The sequence below is a fragment of the Ruegeria sp. CK1 genome (assembly GCF_056536545.1).
The window spans coordinates 17,466-33,885 of record NZ_JBQFPX010000013.1; the positions used below are offsets into that span (position 1 = coordinate 17,466).

The 16,420-nt window shown below is 55.7% G+C and carries 19 protein-coding genes; 5 read left to right on the forward strand and 14 right to left on the reverse strand.

Annotated features, from left to right (window positions below):
• The first annotated feature begins 106 nt into the window (after nt 1-106).
• Entirely contained in the window at nt 107-1,147 is a 1,041-nt protein-coding gene (locus ACR0L3_RS19535; RefSeq protein WP_480747452.1) for a Hint domain-containing protein, read from the forward strand.
• Nucleotides 1,148-1,225: 78 nt separating this feature from the next.
• On the opposite strand, the gene rplA is transcribed toward ACR0L3_RS19535, so the two are convergent.
• Both rplA and rplK read right to left on the reverse strand, forming a co-directional pair.
• Nucleotides 1,226-1,924 carry a 50S ribosomal protein L1 gene (gene rplA / locus ACR0L3_RS19540; RefSeq protein WP_480747453.1) on the reverse strand — a complete coding sequence of 233 codons (699 nt, stop codon included), beginning with the start codon at nt 1,922-1,924 and terminating at the stop codon, nt 1,226-1,228.
• A 1-nt stretch (nt 1,925) separates the two neighbouring features.
• The gene (gene rplK / locus ACR0L3_RS19545) at nt 1,926-2,375 is read right to left on the reverse strand and encodes a 50S ribosomal protein L11 (protein WP_010440985.1); all 450 of its coding nucleotides are present in this window, start codon (nt 2,373-2,375) and stop codon (nt 1,926-1,928) included.
• A 396-nt stretch (nt 2,376-2,771) separates the two neighbouring features.
• On the opposite strand from rplK, the gene ACR0L3_RS19550 reads away from it, so the two are divergent.
• Nucleotides 2,772-3,197, forward strand: a complete 426-nt coding sequence (locus tag ACR0L3_RS19550; RefSeq protein ID WP_480747454.1) for a hypothetical protein — start codon at nt 2,772-2,774, stop codon at nt 3,195-3,197.
• A 469-nt stretch (nt 3,198-3,666) separates the two neighbouring features.
• A complete protein-coding gene (locus ACR0L3_RS19555) occupies nt 3,667-4,953 on the forward strand; it encodes a peptidoglycan-binding domain-containing protein (protein WP_480747455.1) in 1,287 nt (428 codons plus the stop codon).
• Nucleotides 4,954-5,044: 91 nt separating this feature from the next.
• Here the strand turns inward: ACR0L3_RS19555 and nusG are convergent, their stop codons facing one another.
• The 7 genes from nusG to ACR0L3_RS19590 form a co-directional block, all read right to left on the reverse strand.
• Entirely contained in the window at nt 5,045-5,578 is a 534-nt protein-coding gene (nusG, locus tag ACR0L3_RS19560) for a transcription termination/antitermination protein NusG (RefSeq protein WP_010440977.1), read from the reverse strand.
• 201 nt (nt 5,579-5,779) lie between these two features.
• A complete protein-coding gene (secE, locus tag ACR0L3_RS19565) occupies nt 5,780-5,977 on the reverse strand; it encodes a preprotein translocase subunit SecE (protein WP_058272489.1) in 198 nt (65 codons plus the stop codon).
• An 80-nt stretch (nt 5,978-6,057) separates the two neighbouring features.
• A complete protein-coding gene (ccoS, locus tag ACR0L3_RS19570) occupies nt 6,058-6,216 on the reverse strand; it encodes a cbb3-type cytochrome oxidase assembly protein CcoS (RefSeq protein WP_170417043.1) in 159 nt (52 codons plus the stop codon).
• Between the two features lie 5 nt (nt 6,217-6,221).
• Nucleotides 6,222-8,399, reverse strand: coding sequence for a heavy metal translocating P-type ATPase (locus tag ACR0L3_RS19575; RefSeq protein WP_480747456.1), 2,178 nt, complete (start codon nt 8,397-8,399; stop codon nt 6,222-6,224).
• A gap of 4 nt (nt 8,400-8,403) precedes the next feature.
• Entirely contained in the window at nt 8,404-8,862 is a 459-nt protein-coding gene (locus tag ACR0L3_RS19580; protein WP_480747457.1) for a FixH family protein, read from the reverse strand.
• Nucleotides 8,863-8,864: 2 nt separating this feature from the next.
• Entirely contained in the window at nt 8,865-10,292 is a 1,428-nt protein-coding gene (gene ccoG / locus ACR0L3_RS19585) for a cytochrome c oxidase accessory protein CcoG (RefSeq protein ID WP_480747458.1), read from the reverse strand.
• Between the two features lie 101 nt (nt 10,293-10,393).
• Complete coding sequence (locus tag ACR0L3_RS19590; protein WP_480747459.1) at nt 10,394-11,269, reverse strand: LysR family transcriptional regulator; 876 nt, start codon at nt 11,267-11,269, stop codon at nt 10,394-10,396.
• A gap of 100 nt (nt 11,270-11,369) precedes the next feature.
• Between ACR0L3_RS19590 and ACR0L3_RS19595 the strand changes: the two genes are divergently transcribed.
• On the forward strand, nt 11,370-11,507 hold the full coding sequence (locus tag ACR0L3_RS19595; RefSeq protein WP_480747460.1) for a hypothetical protein: 138 nt from the start codon (nt 11,370-11,372) through the stop codon (nt 11,505-11,507).
• Between the two features lie 137 nt (nt 11,508-11,644).
• Here the strand turns inward: ACR0L3_RS19595 and ccoP are convergent, their stop codons facing one another.
• From ccoP to ccoN, 4 genes are read right to left on the reverse strand one after another with little or no spacing between them, the layout of a single operon-like run.
• Nucleotides 11,645-12,508: a cytochrome-c oxidase, cbb3-type subunit III gene (gene ccoP / locus ACR0L3_RS19600; protein ID WP_480747461.1), complete on the reverse strand. Its 864-nt coding sequence runs from the start codon at nt 12,506-12,508 to the stop codon at nt 11,645-11,647.
• Nucleotides 12,505-12,690, reverse strand: coding sequence for a cbb3-type cytochrome oxidase subunit 3 (locus ACR0L3_RS19605; RefSeq protein WP_480747462.1), 186 nt, complete (start codon nt 12,688-12,690; stop codon nt 12,505-12,507). Before ACR0L3_RS19605 ends, ccoP begins: the two co-directional genes overlap by 4 nt.
• 11 nt (nt 12,691-12,701) lie before the next feature.
• Nucleotides 12,702-13,430 (reverse strand): cytochrome-c oxidase, cbb3-type subunit II, encoded by a 729-nt coding sequence (gene ccoO / locus ACR0L3_RS19610; RefSeq protein WP_480747463.1) that lies wholly within the window; start codon nt 13,428-13,430, stop codon nt 12,702-12,704.
• Nucleotides 13,431-13,444: 14 nt separating this feature from the next.
• Nucleotides 13,445-15,052, reverse strand: coding sequence for a cytochrome-c oxidase, cbb3-type subunit I (gene ccoN / locus ACR0L3_RS19615; RefSeq protein ID WP_480747464.1), 1,608 nt, complete (start codon nt 15,050-15,052; stop codon nt 13,445-13,447).
• 194 nt (nt 15,053-15,246) lie between these two features.
• Between ccoN and ACR0L3_RS19620 the strand changes: the two genes are divergently transcribed.
• Nucleotides 15,247-16,086 carry a universal stress protein gene (locus ACR0L3_RS19620; RefSeq protein ID WP_480747465.1) on the forward strand — a complete coding sequence of 280 codons (840 nt, stop codon included), beginning with the start codon at nt 15,247-15,249 and terminating at the stop codon, nt 16,084-16,086.
• A 38-nt stretch (nt 16,087-16,124) separates the two neighbouring features.
• On the opposite strand, the gene ACR0L3_RS19625 is transcribed toward ACR0L3_RS19620, so the two are convergent.
• Nucleotides 16,125-16,376: a GlsB/YeaQ/YmgE family stress response membrane protein gene (locus ACR0L3_RS19625; protein WP_480747466.1), complete on the reverse strand. Its 252-nt coding sequence runs from the start codon at nt 16,374-16,376 to the stop codon at nt 16,125-16,127.
• Nucleotides 16,377-16,420: the final 44 nt, after the last annotated feature.

Consider the following 16,420-nt stretch of genomic DNA (forward strand, 5'->3'; position numbering starts at 1 on the left):
CAACGTTGACTAAGCCCATTTGCCTCTTTTTCTTACTCGAAAGGTTCGCCCGAGTTTTCAGCGTATGGACCCACTATAACAAGTATCAGGAAAGTTAGTCGCACAGATGGTTCTCCGTAGTTTTTTTGCCCTGGGCAGTGATAGCCTCATCGCCACGTTCGTACCCGCCTCCGCCGACGCAAATGACATTGAAGTCGGTGACTCGATCATCAACAACTCTGACACGCCAAATGGTACGATTTTTGCTTACTCCGGCGGTTTTGGAACGACCGTTACGCTGGACGACACAAGTGGCAGCCCAAACGTTTTCAACGACGATCAGGAATCGGGCCATATCATTACCGATGGTGGTGGCATTGTTGACGACGGCACTCAGGTTGAATCCGAATCCGTAATTACGGTGCGCGCTCTGGATGAGGACGGAAACCAAACCGGTCCTGAAATCGATATCTACGTGTTTTCGCGTAACGGGGTTACTCAGGATGTTTGGGGGTACGGCACATCCGCCCCACTGGAGCCTGGAACATCCTACGTCAAAATCGGCGGTTCAAACTCAGGAAGCTCCAGCTACTCGGACTACATTACCTGCTTTGCAGCAGGCACGCTGATAGAAACCGCTGACGGAGCGGTTGAAGTTCAAAACCTTGAGCGTGGGCAACTCGTCTGGACCCGAGATGGTGGCATGCAACCGGTGCGATGGATCGGAACAACCGAGGTTCCTGGATTTGGCGCTTACGCTCCGGTGGTTATTAAGGCCGGAACGCTGGGTAATACCAGCGACCTCATCGTGTCGCAAGAACACCGGGTGCTGATAAAGTCGCCTGCAACTGACATGCTGTTCGGATCAGACGAGGTCTTCGTCGCTGCAAAACATCTCTGCGGCCATCCCGGGGTTTCGATCCGCGAGACGAACCGCATTACTTATGTGCATTTCATGTTTGACCAGCACCAGATTGTAAGGTCGAACGGCGCCCTGACGGAAAGCTTCTATTACGGAGACGGCGCCAAATACGCGCTGTCATCGCCTCAGAGGGCCGAAATCAGATCGCTATTCCCTTCGGTTGAGGAAGTGTCTGACGCCTTTCGGCACACTGCGGTCCCAACAATCGGCGCTCGTGAAGCCAGCGTGCTGCGCGCTTACCTCTAAGACAAGATAAGCTTCGAAAATGAAAAACCCGGGATGCTGTCGCAACCCGGGTTTTCATTAAAAACGTTTGGCTTGGGCTTATTCGCCTGAAGCAGCCGCTACATCCAGAGTCACGCCCGGGCCCATTGTCGAGCTCAACGCAATTTTCTTCATGTAGGTGCCTTTGGCGCCCGATGGCTTAGCCCTGGCTACGGCCGAGATAAAGGCACGGACGTTTTCGACCAGTTTGGCTTCGTCGAACGACGCTTTGCCAACACCGGCGTGTACGACACCGCCTTTTTCCGCCTTGAACTGAACTTCACCGCCTTTGGCTGCTTCCACGGCCGCTTTCACGTCCATGGTCACGGTGCCAACCTTGGGGTTCGGCATCAGGTTACGAGGGCCCAGGACCTTACCCAGACGGCCAACGATCGGCATCATGTCCGGGGTGGCAATGCAGCGGTCGAATTCGATGGTGCCGCCCTGAATGGTTTCCATCAGGTCTTCTGCGCCAACGATATCTGCACCTGCTTCTTTCGCTTCGTCAGCTTTGGGGCCGCGAGCAAAAACAGCAACGCGCATCGCTTTGCCGGTGCCATTCGGCAGACCGATCACGCCGCGAACCATTTGGTCAGCATGACGAGTGTCAACGCCCAGGTTCATTGCGATTTCGATGGTTTCGTCGAATTTCGAGGTCGCGTTGGATTTCACCAGAGCAACGGCTTCTTCTACCGACAGGTTTTCCTTGCCAGCGACAGCTTCGCGCGCAGCGCGGGTACGTTTACCTAGTTTTGCCATCTTACTTCACCTCGATGCCCATAGAGCGGGCCGAGCCCAGGATGATCTGCATTGCGCCTTCAACGTCGTTGGCGTTCAGATCTTTCATTTTGGCTTCGGCGATTTCGCGAACCTGCTTTGAGGTCACGGTTGCCACGGTCTCACGACCTGGGTTTTCCGCGCCACGGGGGCGGTTACGCTTGCCGACCGGCTTCAGACCAGCTGCTTTTTTCAGGTAGTAAGACGCAGGCGGCGTCTTGATGTCCATGGTGAAGGACTTGTCCTGATAATAGGTGATCACGGTCGGGCACGGAGCGCCGGGCTCCATGTCTGCGGTCTTGGCGTTAAACGCCTTGCAGAATTCCATGATGTTGATGCCGCGCTGACCCAGCGCCGGACCAACTGGCGGCGACGGGTTCGCCTGACCTGCAGGAACCTGCAGTTTCATTGTACCAGCAAGCTTCTTAGCCATTTGGTTTTCCTTTCAACTCGGTTGGGGCGCGCCCCGACCAGATTATGTTGCGTGGTCCGATCCGGGATCGCGATCCCAGCAACCTCCCACGAGAGACTCTCGCCCGAAGACGACAGGAGCTGCATTTAAAGGGGAACGAAGGGGTTGGCAAGTGGTTGAAGCCACAAAACAAGGGACCGTCGCTTGGCCTTTTGACCAGTATCGTCTCGATACGACAATTCATTGAAAAATTTAGCAAAAATTGCCGTGGCTGCGTGACTAAAGTTACAGAAAGCGCAATCGAAAGCTGCGATTGGAGGGATGTCGCCAGTCGGAGAATTCGCAAGTTTGCCAGTACTTTGGCCGAAACCGACGGCGCACGAACGAAAGAAGAAATCTGAACTGAGGGATTCCTGCATGGGAAAAGTAAATGTCAAAGTCGGCGGGATTGGACATAGTGACCAATACGACCCACTGGAAACATCGATGCTGGGGGACTGCATCTGCATTGTTGCATATGATAAAGACAAAAAAGTCGGCACTATGTTCCACTTCGAAACGTTGCGTTGCCGTACGGGCGCGGCCGATGACATAACAATTGTGGAACAGCCACTGAAAGCAGCGAAAGCCAAACTGGACAGCGCCTTTAAATCCGTCCACTCAAAAGGGGCGAAGATAACGAGCTATCATATCAAACTTGGCAATGAGTGGACCGCCAACAAGCTCTTAAAAGGCAACCCTAACAAGGCGTTCACGGCGTCGTGCAAAAAGATCTTCAAGGTCGCTCCAAAGCTCTCAGGTACCAAAGCCGCATTTGACTGCAGCACAGGCAAGCTGAAATGAACCAATAGACAACTCTGATGGTGCTTTTACGAGCACCATCAACGTACGGCTTGAAACGTTTTCGCTCGAAAACCCAAATTGTTCACCGCTTGTGGTAACATTCGTTTCCCTCGCAGTGTTTACGGAACACGTCTAACCCTACCTATCCTGCGCGATCCAATTCGGGTTCAAGTTCCCAACATCCCTAGCGGGAGAGGCTCTTTCCAAAATATTGTTGGCGGCCTTGTAGGGGAACAGAGGCGTTGGCATGTGCCGAGACCTCTCGCTTAAGGCCATCGAATCAAATCCTTTAGAAACTTGAGGAAGGTAGGCCGTAACAGAAGCGGCACCGCACTCGACCAGAAGCTTAATAGCGCAGTAAAATAACCGTATTAGCCTACTTTTCTGCACATAAGCGGCCCCTGTATCACGTTGATACTACCCGCCGTGCTATACTCGGCGGAAATAGATTTTTCAGTGGAGGCTAATTATGATTATTCGTTTAATAGTAACGGCTGGCATCGCGCTCTCTTTCGCGACGTCCTCTCCTCAGACCGCGCGGGCTGATGCAGGCGAAATCCTAGGGGGTGCAGTCGTTGGTGGCGTCATCGGCTACGCGATTGGCAAGGACCAGCAAAGAAAACAGCAGGCCCGTACAAGAACGACGACCACACGCACTTACCGACCAGGCATCCCATCGACCGCGCAAGGTGCACAGACGCAGACAGCGTTGAATTATTTCGGCTACAACGCAGGCCGGGTCGATGGTCAGGTCGGCCGTGGCACACGTTCAGCCATCGAGCGCTACCAAGCTTCAATGAACTATCCTGTGAATGGCTATGACTTCGCGCCCTATCAGCGCGACTTCCTGATGCAGGCTTACTACTGGGCGACAAGTGGTGGACAGGCCACGACCCAACTTGCTGGCCAGCCTTTGCTCATGGCATATCGTCAACATCTCCACAGCGGCTCCGCTTTGGCGGCCGCTCCTCAGGTTCAAGCACAGCCGGTTCCTCAGGCAACGGTGACGGCAATCCCTCAGGCCCCGGCACCTCAAGCTCTGGTAGCACCTACCCCGGCTGTAACGCCCGAGGCGACCGAACCTCAGCCTGACGCAGCCGAGAAAGCATCTGCCAGCTTGCCAAGCCTGTTTTCCGGCGGCACCGGAGGTCCTTCGCTCGCCAATCGTTGCAGCGCGGTTATGCTGCAGACGTCAACGAATGGAGGCTACACAACTCTGTCAAATATGTCCGATCCTGATTTTGCGCTTAGCGAACAGTTCTGTCTTGCCCGTAGCTATGCGATGGGGCGCGGTGAGGATTTGATGCAAGACATCCAAGGGCTGACACCGGATCAGGTAGCCGCACAATGCGACTCGTATGGTGACATGTTGGCACCCCAAGTTGTTGCGCTGTCTCTAAGCTCAAAAACCGACGCAGAAACCCAAATGCGCAAACTTGCATTGGACTCCGGACTGAGCCCCGAGGACCTTGCGGCAACCAGCAAGGTTTGTCTGGCCATTGGCTACCGTCAGGACAACATGGACACCGCAGTTGGTTCTGCTTTGATGCTGGTTGCAATGGGTGAGCCCGCCTACGGAGAGCTGATTGGGCACCACTTGCGCGAAGGCTTCGGCGTACAGGAACGCCGCGACCTTGCGATGCAGTGGTATGATGCGAGCCTTTCCGCGCTGGACGCCGGATCGCAGGCCGTCTTCTTGCCGTCTCAGTCGGATCGCCCGCAACTGTTGCGAGCAGCTATGGTTCAGGCGCAGTAAGCCGGGGTTCTGAACAAATTAATCGCTTTAAACAAAAAAAACGCCGCGGTGCTCAATGCAGCGCGGCGTTCCGATCTCGCTTTGAGCTGGTTCAGCTCTGCTTGGTAACCTGCGTGAAGTCCAACTCGACCGGGGTTTCCCGGCCGAAGATCGAGACCGATACTTTCAGCTTCTGCGCTTCGTCGTCCACGCCTTCGACCATACCGTCGAAATCCTCGAACGGGCCGTCGTTGACCTTGACCTTTTCGCCGACCTCGAAAGTGATCATCAGCTTGGGCGCTTCTTCACCTTCCTGAACGCGGTTGAGGATCTGGTTCACCTCGGCGTCACGCATCGGCATTGGGCGGCCTTGTGGGCCCAAGAAGCCGGTCACGCGGTTAATCGAGTTCACCAAATGATAGCCCTGATCGGACATTTCCATGTGAACCAGCACATAGCCGGGCATAAAGCGGCGTTCGGTTGTGACCTTCTTGCCCCGGCGCACTTCGATCACCTCTTCGGTGGGCACCAGAACTTCGTCGATATCGTCCTCAAGGCCCTGTTCAGCCACCGACGTGCGGATCTGCTCTGCGATCTTCTTTTCGAAATTCGAAAGAACGCTGACCGAGTACCACCGTTTCGCCATGAACCTGTCGTCCTTGTTTGCCTTCGGTTTCATCCGTATTGCCGGACGCACCGTCATTGAAAATCTATCACGTCACCCGGAATAAAAAGCGGCGCGCAGCCCGAATCGCCGCACGCCCATTCCGAATAGTACCGCGTCAACTACTCTGACATTGCGCGCTGTGCAAGGGGGCAGTGGCGTTTCTGCCCTGTCTGAATCACCTTAGCCGAATGCACCAAGGATCAGTTGCAGACCACCGCGAATGCCCAGATCCACCAGCGCAAAGAACACGGCAGTCAGTGCCGCCATGATGAATACCATGACCGTGGTCAGCAACACCTCGCGCCGGGTCGGCCAGACGACCTTTGCAACTTCGGCACGGACTTGCTGAATAAACTGGATCGGGTTCATAGTTGCCATTTGGCTTGGTTCTCTCTGCTAGCGGATAGGCCGGACATAACTGGGCATTGCGGCAATTTCAAGGGCGGTTAGCCTAGCTGTCAAGGCTTGGGCTTGTCGTCCCATTCATCGCTCAGGATGCGCCGTGCGTCACCTTCGGGGTCTTCATACTGGTTCGAGCGGACCGTGTAGATAAAGGCCACAAGGCCAACCCCGCCCAAAAACAGGGAAATCGGTATAAGATAGGCTAGAACTTCCATATCAACTACCTCAGGCGCAGGGCGTTCAGGGACACGGTGATCGACGAAGTCGACATCGCCAAAGCCGCGATCAGCGGTGTCGCCAAACCAGCGACGGCCAGCGGCACCGCAACGATATTATAAACCGTGGCAATACGGAAGTTCTCGCGAATCCGTTTTGTCGCTTTAACGGCCGTATCGCAGGCATCGGCAATCGGGGCCAGATCATTGCCCAGCAGCACAATATCCGAGGCGACCCTGGCCGCATCCAGCGCCGATGCTGGAGAGATCGACGCATGCGCCGCGGCCAGCGCCGCAGTGTCGTTCAAGCCATCCCCGACCATAAGAACATGACGGCCCTGTTCACCAAGTTTCTGAACGCGAGCAGCCTTGTCTTGTGGCAACGCCTGCGCGACCCAGTTTTCGATACCAATCTTCTCGGCCAAAGCTTGAACCGCACCCTTAGTGTCGCCAGAAATCAGGATGACGTCCTTACCTGAATCTCGAAACGCCTGCACAGCCTCAGCCGCACCGGGACGTAACGAGCCAGAGAACCGAAAGGCCACAGGCGCCTGCCCCGCTACGGACAACCATGCTGAGGTTTCGGCACCCTCTTCCGCCCCGGCCCACTCAGCCCGGCCAAAACGTACACGCTGGCCGCGATAGGTGCCTTCGGTGCCGTATCCGGGCACCTCAACAATATTGGTGAGGCCAGCCGGTTTGACGCCTGCCTCTCGCGCAGATTTGACCAGAGCAACCGACAAAGGGTGCGAAGACGCCTCAGCAAGTGCCAGAGCAATTTCCAAGTCGGTACGAGAATGATCACCCAGGTTGGTCAGTTCGGGCGTGCCAGAGGTCAACGTTCCGGTCTTGTCGAACACGACCGTATCGACCTCGGCCAGACGCTCCAACGCGGTGGCGTGTTTGATGAGCATTCCCTTGCGGAACAAACGACCCGACGCTGCCGTGGTCACCGCAGGCACCGCCAGACCCAACGCGCAGGGGCAGGTAATGATCAGCACCGCCGCCGCGATATTCAGCGCAGTACGGATATCGCCCGAGTAAATGTACCAGCCCAGAAAGCTGAGTCCCGCCAAGATATGCACGCCCGGTGCATAGAGCTTGGCAGCCTTGTCCGCCAGCGACGTGTACCGCGACCTACCGGATTCAGCGATAGCGACCAAATCCGCCATGCGGTGTAGCGAAGTATCCTCGCCCACTGCTGTGGCCCGAACAGTCAAAGGCCCTGTCAGGTTGACTTCACCGGCACTAACGGACAGCCCCTCTTTGGCGAAGACAGGCAGGGTTTCCCCGGTCAACAAAGAGCGATCCAATTCCGATTGACCGGTTACAATTTCCCCATCAACCGGCATCCGGCCACCGGGGCGAACAAGGATCATGTCCCCAACCGCCAATGATGCCACTGCCACCTCTTGTTCAACGCCATCAACCAGACGGATGGCGCGCGGAACCTCAAGCGCTGCCAATTCCTCGGCTGCGGATCGGGCGGCGGCGCGGGTGCGGTAATCCAGGTAACGACCAGCCAACAGGAAAAAAGTCAGCGTAAGTGCTGCGTCGAAATAGGCATGTTCACCACTCAGCGCGGTTTCCCACAGCGATGTGACCAGCGCCAGCAGGATAGCCAACACGATCGGCACGTCCATGTTCAGGCGTTTGACCCGTAGGGCGCTCCAGGCATTGACAAAAAAGGGCTGCGCGGAAAAGGCAATCGCGGGCAACGCAATCGCCGCAGAAATCCAGTGGAACATGTCGCGCGTCGCATCCGATGCCCCCGACCAGACCGATACCGACAACAGCATCACATTCATCGAGGCAAAACCTGCAACCGCCAGCCGCATGAGCAGATCACGCCCAGCCTTGTCCGACTGCGTGGCAGACAATGCGCCAGGGTCCAGCTCATGCGCCTCATACCCTGCCTTCTCAAGTACCGGGATTAGATCGGAGGCGCGCAGATCAGGTGCGGCTTTGACCATCGCGCGTTTGAGCGTCAGGTTGACCCGCGCGTCCTCGACCCCTGGATGGGCATTAAGCTCACGTTCGACCGTGGCGATACAGGCCGAGCAGTGGATACCCGGCAGGGACAAAGCAATCTGCACATCCTGCGGGATCGGTCGCGCCGGTTCGGCCGGGCCCGCGATGCACCCCGGACAAGCCGCGGTGCCAGTGGTCAACTGCGCCGTCATTCACTCATCCTTTCACATACAGCGGGACACGCTGCGCGAATTCTGACCCTTCCCGATCCTTGGCAACCAGACGGATATTCCAGTTACCCTTGCCCAGCGCTGCTGGGGTTGAATAGGTCTGACCGTCAAATATGAAATCGGGTGAAAAATCCTCTTTCACGTGAGTTGCTCGCCCGACAACAGCCTGCAGCTCGGCAACTTCCACTGGCGCTCCGGTCTTGTCGGTGATGTGCAGGATCAGCAATCCACCCGACACCTCAGCGCGAATTTCCCAACCCAGCGCCTGATGTTCCTGCAAGCGTTCATTGAACTCCTGACTGGCAACATAAGAGTTTTTGACCTCAAGCCCCGGAAAGGTTTTGACCGCGCTATAGGCCAGTAAGAGGTTCACGGCGATAATCACGCCAAATGCGGCCACGAACACAGCCAAAGCGTGTTTGCCGGTGAATTGACGTTCTGCCATGATCAGTTTCCCCGTCCGTTAAACGTGGTGTCCTTGTAGGCGCGCTCGCCGCTTTCCAGATCTTCGACCCAAATGCGCACCGGCGTCAAATCCGCTGCGGCTGGACCGGTATCTCCCGCTGTCACGATGTAGACACGCGTCAATTGTGCAGTATCTGCGGTGACATCGACAGTAGTACCTTCGATTCCCTCAACCTGGATTTGCAACGCTGGGTCTCCCGCCAATGACAGCTTGAAGGGACGATCCTCACCATGCTTGTTGCGCAAGCGAACATCATAAGTATTTCGAATGGTTCCGTCGGACAATGTGACGAAGGTCGGATTGCGCACAGGTGCCACGGTCAGGTCGATATCCGAGCGTATGAACAGTGCAAACAGCAGCGCAAAGCCCACGGCGGCCCACATCGCCGTATACATGATTGTCCGAGGCCGCAGGACATGTTTCCACACGCTTTTGGGAGGCTGACCTGCACGTTCGCGTGTCTCGTCGCTCAGCGCCATGTAATCGATCAGACCACGCGGCTTGCCGATCTTGGCCATCATGTCATCACAGGCATCGATGCACAGCGCGCAGGTGATGCACTCCAATTGCTGACCGTCGCGAATGTCGATGCCCACCGGGCAAACATTCACGCAAGCCATACAGTCGATACAGTCACCCAATTCGGAATCGGCGGTACGCTTGCCCTTTCCGCGCGGCTCACCTCGCCATTCGCGGTAGCCGACAACCAGAGTGTCTTCGTCCATCATCGCCGCCTGGATACGCGGCCAAGGGCACGCATAAATACAGATCTGTTCCCGGGCGAACCCACCAAACAAGAAGGTCGTACCGGTCAGGATCAAGATTGTCGTATAGGCAATTGGATGTGCATTTCCGGTGACCAGATCACGGGCAAGCGTCGGCGCGTCGGCGAAGTAAAACACCCAAGCCCCACCGGTTGCGAGACCAATCAGCAGCCAAGCCGCCCACTTCGTGACGCGCAGTTTAGCCTTACGGAAATCCAGCTTTTCCTGCCGATGTAGGCGCAAACGGGCGTTGCGATCACCCTCGATCCAGCGTTCAACCAGAATAAACAGATCTGTCCATACGGTCTGCGGGCAGGCGTATCCGCACCACACGCGCCCCAGCGCCGAGGTGAACAGGAACAACCCCAGACCCGCCATAATCAGCAGACCCGCTACGAAGTAAAATTCATGCGGCCAGATTTCGATCCAGAAAAAGTAGAATCGCCGGTTTGCAAGATCCAGCAACACCGCCTGATCCGGCAAGCTGGGCCCTCGGTCCCACCTGATCCACGGAGTTACATAGTAAATTCCCAGCGTGACAGCGAGAATGATCCATTTCAGGTTTCGAAACGGCCCAGAAACACGTCGGGGGAAAATGGGCTCCCTAGCAGCATATAGGCTGGGGGCGGGGTCGGAATCGCTCACGAGCTGGCTCCAGATGTGTCTATTTTTTTGGCGTCTTGTTCCAGATCATAAAGGTAGTCTCTTTGACATGGGTCAAAAGCGCATCATACAGACTCCTTTTGTCACACCTTACCAGCTTGCCGCCTGAGCCAGCTAACAAAAGTTTTGACCGCAGGACGTAACGGCGCATCACCGGTGACAATATGATACCCAAGCGCTCCTGGTTCGCGAAACAGCTCGGTTATAAGTCCGGCTTCGATATCGGCTTGGACAAAGTGTCGCGCTGTTACAGTGACGCCCTGACCAGCGCGCAACCCCTCAAGCACCAGATTGCCCGGAAGCTTGATACGACCGGCGCGCGGACCATGCTTGACACCCTGTCGAGCGAGCCAGGTGGTGGCTTCAGTCGTCCCCAACTCTTCCAGCCACGGCAATTGGCTTAACTCATCCGGTGTCATCGACACCCGACCGCCCAACAAAGAAGGTGCAGCGACGATCACAATCGGGCTTTGCAGCAATAACTCGGTGTCCAAACCGGGCCAATTCCCATCACCATAGCGGATTGCCACGTCCACCCCGCCGGGTCGCAGGTTGACCTGATGGGGTGAAGGATCCAGCGCCAAGGGAATATCTGGGTGTTCAGCCTGAAACGCAGGCAGGCGCGGCATCAGCCATGAAGCGGCAAACGAAGCTGTCAGCGAGACGTGAACCGGGCGATCTTCGGCAATGTGCATCAGATCGGCGACCGCATCTCCAATGGCACCAAACCCAAGGTGCAAAGCTCGGGCCAACTTCTTCCCTTCAAGCGTCAGGGTCATGGATTTCCCGCTACGATCCAACAAAGCGGTCCCCAGATGTTTCTCTAACGCGCGCAATTGCTGGCTGATGGCAGCGTGGCTGACATTCAAAGCAGTTCCGGCATCGACGACACTTCCCTTTTCAGCGAAAGCTGAAAAGGCTCTGAGCGCCGCAAGAGGTGGCATCTTTAGCCAATCCATATGTAATCCAGGGTTACATTAAGAAATTCTAATTGAGTCGCATTTTAAATCTCAAAAATCAATCCTGACCTTAGGCCCATGCAACCTGAGGAGGGATCAAATGCTTTCGATTTTTGCCCAATCTTTCATGATCGCCACCCAAACGGGGGGGCGCAACACACCGCAGAGCCATGAACGGCACCCAGAAGATCATTGGTGGAAGAAAAGCGAGCGCGTTAAAGAAACCACGTCAAAATAATTGGCTGTCTGGACCAACTCGAAACGGGTTACTAATCTGAACTAATAGCACCGGCTGTTCAGGAAACGCGCGAACAGATGGAACAGCCGGTGCCTTAACCTTCGGACGGCGAACCGTCCGAAGGTATTCTTTTGCCTTTACTCACCGCCGCCCAATTGGTGGACGTAGGCCGTAACAGCGCGAATTTGCGCATCGCTAAGACGGTTTTCCCAAGCGGGCATCACACCGAATCGACTGTAAGTAACCGTCTCGGTCAGATCCTCTTCGCTGCCGCCATAAAGCCAGATCGCGTCGGTCAGGTTCGGAGCGCCCTGTGCGACATCTCCTGCGCCGGTATCACCGTGGCAAACTGCGCAGTTGTCTTCAAAGACCACTTTGCCCGCCTGCGCCGCCGCGTCGTCGGTCTGAGCGTTCGTCAACGACATGACATACTGAACTACCTGAGTGATTTCTTCCTTTTCCAGGATCTCACCAAAGGCTGGCATCTCGGAATAACGCGCATCGTCGCTTTCTTCGTTCCGGATACCATAAGCAATGGAGTACTCGATATCCTCAAGCGAGCCACCCCACAACCAGGCGTCATCCAGAAGGTTCGGGAAGCCAGATGCACCTTGCGCACCCGAGCCGTGACACTGCGCGCACCACGTGCGGAACACAGCAGCGCCTGAGTTCACGGCATATTGCTGCAATTCAGCATCTTTCGAGATATCTTCCAGCGGTGTTTCAACCAGCTTGGCGTTCCAAGGCGCGTTGGCCTCTTCAAACGCGACCATCTCTTGCTGCACCTCTGCACGCGAGGACCAACCCATAACCCCAGCTGTCGCTGACTGAACCAAAGGCCATGCGGGATACATAATCGTGTAAACCACGCCCCAGAAGATAGTTGCGTAAAAGGTCCATAGCCACCAACGGGGCATCGGATTGTCGAATTCTTCGATACCGTCCCAGCTGTGCCCGGTTGTATTGGGATCACCCGGCAGTTTTTCAGGAGTCTTGCTCATTTCCTCGCCTCCTCGGATTCGGCGGGTTTATCTTCATGCCGGAATGGGATGTTTGCGGTGTCTTTGTATTGCTTGCTGGCGCCAGGGCGGAAAACCCAGATGACGATCCCAACGAAGAAGACGAACAACACCAGCAGCATCCAACTATCCGCGAACTGTCGTAAGAGAGTATATTCTTCCATCAAACTCTCCTTCAGCGGTTCGCGACCGGGGTGAAGGTCGAAAAGTCAACCAAAGTTCCCAGCATCTGCAGATATGCGACCAGAGCGTCAGCTTCGGTCAGGTCAGGCTGACCGTCGAAGTTTCGCACGCTGACCTTGTCACCGTACCGTTCCAGCAGCCCGTCAAAATCGCTGTCCGGATCGGCCTGTGCACGGAAATCCGCCTGAGCGTTTTCCAGCATCTCTTCAGTGTAGGGAGTACCCAGAACCGCGTTGGCCTTCATGATGTCAGCAATGTACCTACCGTCTAGCTTACGATTTTCGAGGAAACCGTATTTCGGCATCACCGACTCTGGAACAACCGACTGTGGGTCACGCAAGTGGTCCACATGCCACTGATCCGAGTAACGTCCACCGACACGGGCCAGATCTGGCCCGGTGCGTTTGGAGCCCCACTGAAATGGGTGGTCATACATCGATTCGGCCGCCAGCGAGTAGTGGCCATAGCGTTCAACCTCGTCCCGCATGGGACGGATCATCTGGCTGTGGCAGACATAGCAACCTTCGCGGATATAGATCTCGCGCCCTGCCATTTCGAGAGGGGTGTAAGGGCGCATGCCCTCCACCTTTTCGATTGTGTTCTCAAGATAGAACAGCGGAGTGATCTGAACGATGCCACCGATGGTCACGACCAAAAAGCTGAAGATCAGCAGGAGGGTCGCGTTGGTCTCGAGGATCTTGTGTTTGTCGAGAATTGCCATTGCTCCGGCCCTCCTTATTCAGCCGGGACTGTGACGGTCAGGCTGGCCTCTTTGGCCGGTGCCTTTCGCACAGTCATCCACAGGTTGTAGCACATGATCAACGAGCCAGCGACGAACATCACGCCACCCAAAGCACGCACAACGTACATCGGGAACTTGGCCGCCACAGTGTCGGCGAACGAGTTCACCAGGAAGCCATTGGCATCCACTTCGCGCCACATCAGGCCTTCCATGATACCGGTCACCCACATCGACGCGGCGTAGAGCACGATACCGATCGTGGCGAGCCAGAAGTGCCAGCTGACCATTTGCAGAGAATAAAGACGCTCACGCTTCCACAGAACAGGCACCAGGAAGTACAGCGCACCAAAGGTGATCATACCGTTCCAGCCCAGCGCGCCTGAATGCACGTGACCAATAGTCCAGTCGGTGTAGTGAGACAGGCTGTTCACGGCGCGGATCGACATCATCGGACCTTCGAAAGTCGACATGCCGTAGAAACCGACCGAGATCACCATCATGCGGATAACCGGGTCGGTACGCAGCTTGTCCCATGCACCCGACAGGGTCATCAGTCCGTTGATCATACCACCCCACGAAGGCATCCACAGGATGATCGAGAATACCATGCCCAGCGTCGAGGCCCAGTCGGGCAGCGCGGTATAGTGCAGGTGGTGCGGACCGGCCCAGATATACAGGAAGATCAGCGCCCAAAAGTGGATGATCGAAAGCTTATATGAAAAGACCGGACGCTCAGCCTGTTTCGGAATGAAGTAGTACATCATCCCCAGGAAACCGGCAGTCAGGAAGAAGCCCACAGCGTTGTGGCCATACCACCACTGGATCATGGCATCTTGTACACCGGACCAAACGATGACTGATTTCGAACCCCAGATACTGACCGGGATGGTCATGTTATTGACCAAATGCAACATCGCGACGGTGACGATAAAGGCCAGATAGAACCAGTTGGCCACATAGATATGAGGCTCTTTCCGTTTGACCAAGGTTCCAAGGAAAACGGCAAGATATGCAACCCACACAACGGTCAGCCACAGGTCAACATACCATTCAGGCTCGGCATATTCCTTGGACTGGGTGCCGCCCAGAACATAGCCGGTCGCGGCCAAAACGATAAAAAGCTGATAGCCCCAGAACACGAACCACGCCAGATTTCCGCCCCACAAGCGCGCGGCGCTCGTACGCTGCACCACATAGAAAGAGGTCGCAATCAGCGCATTGCCACCAAAGGCGAAAATCACCGCCGAGGTGTGCAACGGACGCAATCGGCCAAAATTCAGATAACCCTGCGCCCATTCGAAGTTCAGCACCGGAAAGGCCAGCTGAAACGCGATGAAAGTCCCTGCAAGGAACCCAACCACGCCCCAAAAGGCAGTTGCGATCACGCCGTAACGGATCACGCCATCCATATATTCACCCGAACGGTCTACGAGAATATCTGGCTCTTCTGTGTTTCTAAGCGTCCAGATGAATAGACCACCGGCGATCAGCATCACCAGAATTGCATGCACCTGATACGCCAAATCGCGTGCGTAATTTGACCCGATCGCGGCGAACACCACGACCAGCCCAAGCACGATCAGCTTGATGTAATTTGACATATTGCGTCCCTTTGCCATGCCCCGCGCGATTCTTATTTGTCGCAGGACCCTTTTGACTGGCTGCTGTTTTGTCGGACAGAGGCCAGAATTGCTTTGATCTGTGTCAAGACAATAGCCTGAAATCTGTGACAGTCGTAAATTGTATTTGAAACATCAATCTGCGGCACGGCGCGCGTTTAAGGCACGAGGTCAAAATGGCGTACAAATCTCTTCTTACCATCATGACGGATACGCACCAGAGTGACACAGCGCTGGCTCAGATCGACGCCTTGGCGTCAACACAGGACGCGCATATCGAGGCCCTCTGCCTAGGCGTCGACCGAAGCCAGACCGGGTACTACTATGCCGGGGCGAATGCATTGATCCTGCAAGAAACACTCAGCCGAGCAAATGCCGAAGCAGAAGAGATTCTTGATTATGCCAAGACTTACCTCGGCAAGACTGGAAACCGTTGGTCCGCGGAAAGTGGTGTAGCGCAAATCGCGGATATCGGACGCCACGTAGCGCACAGGGCACGGTTTTCTGACCTTGTTGTCCTACCTCAACCGTATGGAAAAGATCGCGGCGCCGAAGCCGAGCCGATCATTGAAGCCGCCATGTTCGAGGGTCATGCACCCGTTCTGGTTACGCCGGATGACGTGACCCCCTTCGAAAGCCCCGGCACAATCTTGATCGGGTGGAACGAAAGCGTTGAGGCCATGCGAGCCATTCGCCGCGCCTTGCCCTTCCTGATTGAGGCCGATCTGGTGCGCATCGTTGTCATCGACCCTCCGCGACACGGCCCTGACCGGTCAGACCCTGGTGGCATGCTGTCTCAGATGCTGGCCCGCCACGGCGTTAAATGCGAAATTGACGTGCTAAGCAAAACTATGACCCGCGTGTCGGATATCCTGAATCGCCATGCCGCGGACAGTTCGGCTGACATGATCGTAATGGGCGCTTACGGCCATTCCCGGTTCCGCGAAGCCATTCTAGGTGGTGCGACGCGAAACATGTTGGAACAGGCATCGGTTCCGGTGTTTCTCGCCCACTAACGGAAACAACCAAAGTAACCGCTCCTTGGGGCGGTTTCTTACTTTTTAATCAGTCCAATCAGGAACAACAAAATAACGGCACCGATGGTGGCAAAAAGAATAGACGAAAATAGGCCACCGCCGACGGAAAAACCCAGCGCGGGGAAAATCAAACCGGCGAGAAACGCGCCAACGATGCCGACAATGATGTTTCCGATCAGACCAAAACCACGGCCTTCCATAATCTTGCCCGACAGCCAACCGGCGATGGCGCCAATGAACAACATCGCCAAAATACTACCGAATACCATGACTTACTCCTGAGGTTGTCTCTGCTCAGCCCCAGTTAAGCACG